This window comes from Tahibacter sp. (genome assembly GCF_032229445.1).
In the GTDB taxonomy this organism is placed as follows: Bacteria; Pseudomonadota; Gammaproteobacteria; order Xanthomonadales; family Rhodanobacteraceae; genus Tahibacter.
In genome coordinates, this window is record NZ_JAVTWC010000120.1 from 24032 (window position 1) to 30238 (window position 6207).

General features: G+C 66.1%; 7 protein-coding genes. 4 read left to right on the forward strand and 3 right to left on the reverse strand.

The features are described 5' to 3' along the window. Window positions 1-13 precede the first annotated feature (13 nt). The gene (locus RUU78_RS22315; protein ID WP_313919965.1) at window positions 14-1411 is read right to left on the reverse strand and encodes a tryptophan--tRNA ligase; all 1398 of its coding nucleotides are present in this window, start codon (window positions 1409-1411) and stop codon (window positions 14-16) included. Between the two features lie 185 nt (window positions 1412-1596). Here RUU78_RS22315 and RUU78_RS22320 point away from each other — a divergent pair, with 185 nt between their 5' ends. Next, on the forward strand, window positions 1597-1926 hold the full coding sequence (locus RUU78_RS22320; protein ID WP_313919966.1) for a YegP family protein: 330 nt from the start codon (window positions 1597-1599) through the stop codon (window positions 1924-1926). 180 nt (window positions 1927-2106) lie between these two features. Beyond that, a complete protein-coding gene (locus RUU78_RS22325; protein WP_313919967.1) occupies window positions 2107-2922 on the forward strand; it encodes a hypothetical protein in 816 nt (271 codons plus the stop codon). 130 nt (window positions 2923-3052) lie between these two features. On the opposite strand, the gene rocF is transcribed toward RUU78_RS22325, so the two are convergent. After that, on the reverse strand, window positions 3053-3976 hold the full coding sequence (gene rocF / locus RUU78_RS22330) for an arginase (protein ID WP_313919968.1): 924 nt from the start codon (window positions 3974-3976) through the stop codon (window positions 3053-3055). A 229-nt stretch (window positions 3977-4205) separates the two neighbouring features. Continuing rightward, a complete protein-coding gene (locus RUU78_RS22335) occupies window positions 4206-4556 on the reverse strand; it encodes an Hpt domain-containing protein (protein WP_313919969.1) in 351 nt (116 codons plus the stop codon). A 169-nt stretch (window positions 4557-4725) separates the two neighbouring features. Between RUU78_RS22335 and RUU78_RS22340 the strand changes: the two genes are divergently transcribed. Together RUU78_RS22340 and lysM are read left to right on the forward strand one after the other, a co-directional pair. Further along, entirely contained in the window at window positions 4726-5439 is a 714-nt protein-coding gene (locus RUU78_RS22340; RefSeq protein ID WP_313919970.1) for a DUF937 domain-containing protein, read from the forward strand. Window positions 5440-5461: 22 nt separating this feature from the next. Further along, window positions 5462-5890: a peptidoglycan-binding protein LysM gene (gene lysM / locus RUU78_RS22345; protein ID WP_313919971.1), complete on the forward strand. Its 429-nt coding sequence runs from the start codon at window positions 5462-5464 to the stop codon at window positions 5888-5890. Window positions 5891-6207 lie beyond the last annotated feature (317 nt).

Here is a 6207-nt window from a genome sequence, read left to right on the forward strand (position 1 = left end):
GCTTGGTACCTGACTACTTCGGCTTTCGGTCTTCGCGTCCAGCCGACACCGACTGCCGGAATTTCTCGATCTCATCTTCGACCCGAGTCGACTCTACTGTTGGACCGCGTCCAACAAACTGGCCGTCAAGTTCAAGTTCCAACTGACTCATCCCCTCTTCTATCGGCCTGGCCGTAACGCTTAAGCCATCCAGCTTGTCGATTCTTTTTCTTAGGGCGATCACGTCAGCTTTTGAATCACGCGCTTCAATCAGGAAACGCCCCGTCTTGGCGTAGCTGACGGTGAGCGAAAAATCGGCTGCCGAAGGGCCTTTTATCGAAAGCGGAATCACCGCTTCATCCGATTCCCACGCAACCTCATAGGCTAACTTCTCGGGAGACTTTTCGTAGTTCTTGGTGAAGTCACGTAAGCCCACCGCCTCTCGCAACTGCGCGAGAAACGGTGCCGCGAGACGGCGCGACTTCGTCGCACCAGCCTGCAGGATGTCTTCGATATGCCCTGGCTGCGCGATGAGTTCTTCATAGCGCGCGCGCATCGGCGCGATGTCGCGATCCAGCCGCTCGAACACCCGCTGCTTGGCTTCGCCCCAGCCGAGACCATCGGCCAGCGCCGCGCGGAATTCCGCGATTTCCTGTGGCGTGGCGAATGCGCCGAAGATTGGCATCAGCGCCGTGCTGTCCGGATCCTTGGCTTCGCCGGGCAGGCGCGAGTCGGTGACGATGCGGGCGATGGTTTCCTTGAGCTTCTTCGCGCCGCCTTCGAACAGCGGCACGGTGTTGTCGTAGCTCTTGGACATCTTGCGTCCGTCGAGCCCCGGCAGGGTCGCGACGTTTTCCTCGATGGCGGCTTCGGGCAGGGTGAAGTAGTCACGCCCGTTGCCGAACAGATGATTGAACCGCGCAGCGATGTCGCGCGCCATCTCGATGTGCTGGATCTGGTCGCGCCCTACCGGTACGCGGTGCGCGTTGAACATCAGGATGTCAGCGGCCATCAGGATCGGGTAGCTGTACAGGCCCATCGTGATGCCGGCGTCGGGGTCGCCGCCGCTGGCCGCATTCGCGTCGACCGAGGCCTTGTAGGCGTGCGAGCGGTTCATGAGCCCCTTGGCCGTGACGCAGGTCAGCAGCCAGGTCAACTCAGGGATTTCGGGAATATCCGACTGGCGGTAGAAATACACCCGCTCCGGATCGAGGCCACAGGCCAGCCAGGTGGCGGCAATCTCGAGGCGCGAGCGCGCGATGCGGGCCGGATCGTCGCACTTGATCAGCGCGTGGTAGTCGGCCATGAAATAGTACGATTCCACATTGTCACTACGACTCGCGGCGACCGCCGGGCGGATCGCCCCCACGTAGTTGCCCAGATGCGGAGTGCCGGTGGTGGTGATGCCGGTTAGGACGCGGATCTTGCTCATGGCGAGGCGTTGGCGAGAGGGCCGGCCAGTGTAAGCCAAGGCCGCGGCCGGCGCTAAAGCGTGACGGGAACAGCGCAGACCTTTGCATAGTCCTGCGCACCCGCACCGCACGGAACTGGCGAGGCCGACTGCGCCGCGGGATACTGCGCGCCACAGGGGACCCAGCAACGACCGAGGAGCTTCCAATGGCAGGCAAGTTCACGATCTTCAGCGGCAAGGGCGGCAAGACCTACTTCAATCTCAAGGCCGGCAACGGCGAAGTCATCCTGGCCAGCCAGGGCTATGTCGACAGGAGCGGCGCGCGCAATGGCGTCGAGTCGGTCAAGAACAACGCTGCCGACGCTGCACGCTTCGAGAAGAAGGTCGCCAGCAACGGCAAGTTCCACTTCAGCCTCAAGGCCGGCAACGGCCAGATCATCGGCAACAGCGAGATGTATGAGTCGGAAAAAGCCCGCGATGCCGGCATTGCGTCGGTCGCTTCCAACGCCGCGGGCGCCACGCTCGTCGAGGAATGAGGCGACGCGAACCGGAGCCGCGGCGGAACGACTCCGGCGCGGCCTGGCCTGCCACCCGCGCGGTCCGCCGGGTTCGGAAGCGGGCTTCTCGCGCGTTATTCGGGTGGACGCTGCAAGCCGGTTAACCCCGCGACCACGGTGCCCGCGTTTGACCCGGCGCCTTCCCACTGGAGATCCGCCATGTCCCTGCACCATCGGTTACTCGCCCTGATCGCGCTGGTGTTCGCCGCCGGCGCGGCCCAGGCCGGGCGGCTCGTCGACCTGCACGTCGTCGACCGCGAATCCGGCGCCAATCTTCAGCAATACCCCCATCGCGGCGAAACTTTCGTGGCCGGCGCCCCGGGCCACCGCTACGCCGTGCGACTCGTCAACCGCAGCAACGAGCGCGTGCTCGCGGTGCTGTCGGTCGATGGCGTCAACGCGATCAGCGGCCAGACCGCGGCGACGCAGCAGACCGGCTACGTGCTCGATCCCTACGAAAGCACCGAAGTCGCCGGCTGGCGCAAGAACATGAACGAGATCGCCGCGTTCGAGTTCACCACGCTCAGCGAGTCCTACGCGGCGCAGACCGGTCGCCCCGGCAACGTCGGCGTGATCGGCCTGGCGGTGTTCCGCGAACGCGTCGTGCGGCCGCCGGTGTATCGCAACAAGGTAGACAAGGGCCGCGCCGAGGGCGAAGCCAAGCGTGCGCCCGAAATGCCGGCCGCGGCACCGCCGGCACCGACCGGCGGCGCGGCGGACTCGATGGCGCGGCGCGAATCGGCGCCGGTACAGGAGTCGCTAGGTACGGGCCACGGCGACCGTGAGGACAGCAACGCGACGTATACCTCGTTCCAGCGCGCGAGCGACAAGCCCTACGAAGTCGTCGCGGTGCGCTACGACAGCTACCGCAACCTCGTCGCGCGCGGCGTGATTCCGCGCAATCGTCCGCATCCGCGCCCGGGCCAGCCCGACCCGTTCCCCGGCAACTTCACGCCGGACCCGCCGCGTCGTTGAAATTTCACCGCGATGTTCAAGAAAAACCCCGCCGAGGCGGGGTTTTTCTTTGGTAGTGAGGGGAAAAAGTAGAAATGAGTGGAAGCCACGACCTGCCCCGACTCATTTCTCACTCCTCCCACCTCGTTCCTTATTCGCGCATCAGCGTCGACTTGCCAAACAGGCTTTCGACGAGGTCCACCGCGAGCTTGGCCGTCATGTTGCGCTTGTCGAACGCGGGGTTCAGCTCGACGATGTCGATCGAACCGACGCGGCCCGTGTCGGCAATCATTTCCATCACGAGCTGTGCTTCGCGGTAGTTGGGGCCACCGCGAACGCGCGTGCCGACGCCCGGAGCAATGGACGGATCGAGGAAATCGACGTCGAAGCTGACGTGCAGATGGGTGTCCGCGCCGACGCCTTCGAGCGCTTCTTCCATCGCGCGCTTGACGCCGATCTCGTCGATGTAGCGCATGTCATAGATATCCAGGCCCACGTCGCTGACGAGCTTTTTCTCGCCAGGATCGACCGAGCGGATGCCGATCTGGCGGATCTGGTCCGGCCGCAGCGCCGGCGCGCTGCCGCCGAGTTCAGTCAGTTCGCGCGGGCCGTGGCCGCAGAGGCAGGCGACCGGCATGCCGTGGACGTTGCCCGAGGGCGTGATCACGCTGGTGTTGAAATCCGCATGCGCGTCCAGCCACAACACGCGCAGCTTCTTGCCCTGCTCGGCGCACCAGCGCGCGACGGCGGTGATCGAACCCATGGCCAGGCAGTGGTCGCCACCGAGCATGATGGGGAGGTGGCCGGCGGCCAGCTCCGCGTATACCGCATCCAGGACGCTGCGGTTCCAGGCAACGACTTCGGCCAGGTGCCGATAACCGTTCTGCGGGGGCTGCCAGGGATTCATCGGGCCGACCAGATTGCCGCGGTCGACCACCCGCAGGCCGCGATCTTCCAGCGCACGCGCGATGCCGGCGACGCGCAGCGCCTCCGGACCCATCGAAGCGCCGCGATGGCCGGCGCCGATGTCGGTCGGCACGCCGATCAGGGAAACGGGGGGATAGGATTTCATCATTGCCTCGTGGCGCCACCGCAACGACGGCAGGCGCGGAAAACCGCAAGGATAGCGCCGCGCTGGCGACGGCTGCCAGCAAGCGGGACGATAACTACCGCCTGGCCGCTCCGATCAGGCGCCGGTTCTCGCGCTCGACGAGTGGGGGGCCGGCTGTTGGCGCAACCGGAGTCCAGCAGACCGATCGGGGCGGGACGCCGGGCGTTAGCGTATTGGCAGCCGCCCTGGGCGTTCAGGCCGGCGGCGGGGCGTCCGCCTCCCCCGCAAGGCGCAGCGCCTGGGCCAGCGCGGCCACCGGCACGGCAAGCGAACCGACCATGTCGCCTACGGCGTCGCGCTCACCGTCCCCAGCGCGCAGCCATTCGGACAGGCGCTGGTCCAGCGGCCGCGCCAGCGCGCCGATGTCGTCGAATCCGTAGGCCGGCGCCGAACCGCTGAGGCGGTGCACCTGCTGGTGCAACTCCGTGAGCAGCGCGCGTTCGTGCGGGCGCTGGCGCAACAATTCCCATTGAGCGCGAATGTCCTCGCCTTTTTGCGGCAGCGAGCGCAGGTAGCGCAGGCGCAGTTCGTCAAGCTTGTCCATGGCCCCCTGGCTCGATAGACCATACGACGGCGTTTTCCGCCTGGCCGCCAACCTACCCGCAGCGCAGCGCCGCAGCCAGGGCGTGGATCAAAACGTTACATCTTTTCTCGCCTGCTACGAAGTTTTGCCGCGGTGGTAGTGTGTGCTCCCCTGCAGCCCGGAGATGGACATGAGCGGACTTGTCGATGCGGTGATGGCGCAGATCGGCGACAACGAAGTCGACGCGATCGCACAACGGTTCGGGCTGAGCCCGGGACAGGCACAGTCGGCGATCGAACAGACCTTGCCGCTGATGGTCGGCGCGATGGCCAGGAATGCGGCCACACCGGACGGTGCCGATGCGCTGCACACCGCGCTCGGCGACCACGTCGGCACCGACCTGGGCGGCCTGCTCGGCGGACTGCTGGGCGGCAGCGGCAACAGCGGCGCGGGGGGGCTCGGCTCGCTGGGGTCACTGGCCGAAGCGGTACTCGGCGGCATGGGCAGCAGCCCGCCTCCCACACCGCGCGGCGGCGGCGTCGACAGCGGCGGCCTGGGCGGTGTGGGCGGCGCGATCCTCGGCCACATCTTCGGCAATCGCCGCGGCCAGGCCGAACAGGGCCTGGGCCAGACCACCGGCCTCGGCGGCGTCAATGCCGGCCAGCTCATGGCCATGCTCGCGCCGATCGTCATGTCGGTACTCGCACGCATGAACCAGAAACAGGATCTCGGTCCGGGCGGCCTGAGCGATATGCTCGGCCGCGAAACCCAGCGCACGCGCGAGGCCGGCGGACTCGGCGGCGGCCTGCTCGGCGCGGTGCTCGATCGCGACGGGGACGGCGATGTGGATTTATCCGATTTGTTGAATGTAGGCGGCAGCGTGCTTGCCGCCACACGGCGTTGACCAACCCAAAAGGAGACGGAGAATGGGACTGTTCGATTTCATCAAAGACGCAGGCGCCAAGGTGCTGGACGCGGTCGCCAACCCGGCCAAGGCGCCGGAGCAGATCAAGGAACACATCGAGAAGGAAATCGGCGTCAAGGACGTCGACGTGCAGTGGATCGACGGCACAGTCAGGATCACCGGCGACGCGGCGACCCAGGCCGACAAGGAGCGTCTGATCCTCGCCGCCGGCAACATCAAGGGCGTCGACAAGATCGAAGACAACGTGACCGTGAAGGAGCCCGGCTCCGAGTCACGCATGTACACGGTCAAGGCCGGCGACACGCTGGGCAAGATCGCCAAGCAGTTCTACGGCAACGCGAACGACTATGAAAAGATCTTCGAGGCCAACAAGCCTCAGCTGAAGCATCCGGACAAGATCTATCCGGGGCAGGTGCTGCGGATTCCGTAAGTGATAGCACGGTAATCGCTGGCGATGCGGCTTTTTTAGCCATGCACCAGATCTCCACAACGTCGGTGCGTGCTGCCCCAGCTCTGGGGCCGAAGCTCCGACGCCCGGCACCAGATCTCCACAACGTCGGAGAGTGCTGTCCCAGCTCTGGTGCCGAAGCTCCGACGCCCGGCACCAGATCTCCACAACCCCGCTCGGCGCTCGCTGTGCGAGCGCCGAGCCGCCCCCCGGGCAGAAGGGGGGGCCCCGGGGCAAAGGGGGTGTGGGGGCAACCTAGTTTTTGGGGGCGCGGCGCCGCGGGGAAGGGCCCCTTGGGG

Bases quoted from the DNA above. Each gene is read 5' to 3' on its own strand.
- RUU78_RS22315 (WP_313919965.1), bottom strand. From the start codon at position 1,411: ATGAGCAAGATCCGCGTCCTAACCGGCATCACCACCACCGGCACTCCG.
- RUU78_RS22320 (WP_313919966.1), top strand. From the start codon at position 1,597: ATGGCAGGCAAGTTCACGATCTTCAGCGGCAAGGGCGGCAAGACCTAC.
- RUU78_RS22325 (WP_313919967.1), top strand. From the start codon at position 2,107: ATGTCCCTGCACCATCGGTTACTCGCCCTGATCGCGCTGGTGTTCGCC.
- rocF (WP_313919968.1), bottom strand. From the start codon at position 3,976: ATGATGAAATCCTATCCCCCCGTTTCCCTGATCGGCGTGCCGACCGAC.
- RUU78_RS22335 (WP_313919969.1), bottom strand. From the start codon at position 4,556: ATGGACAAGCTTGACGAACTGCGCCTGCGCTACCTGCGCTCGCTGCCG.
- RUU78_RS22340 (WP_313919970.1), top strand. From the start codon at position 4,726: ATGAGCGGACTTGTCGATGCGGTGATGGCGCAGATCGGCGACAACGAA.
- lysM (WP_313919971.1), top strand. From the start codon at position 5,462: ATGGGACTGTTCGATTTCATCAAAGACGCAGGCGCCAAGGTGCTGGAC.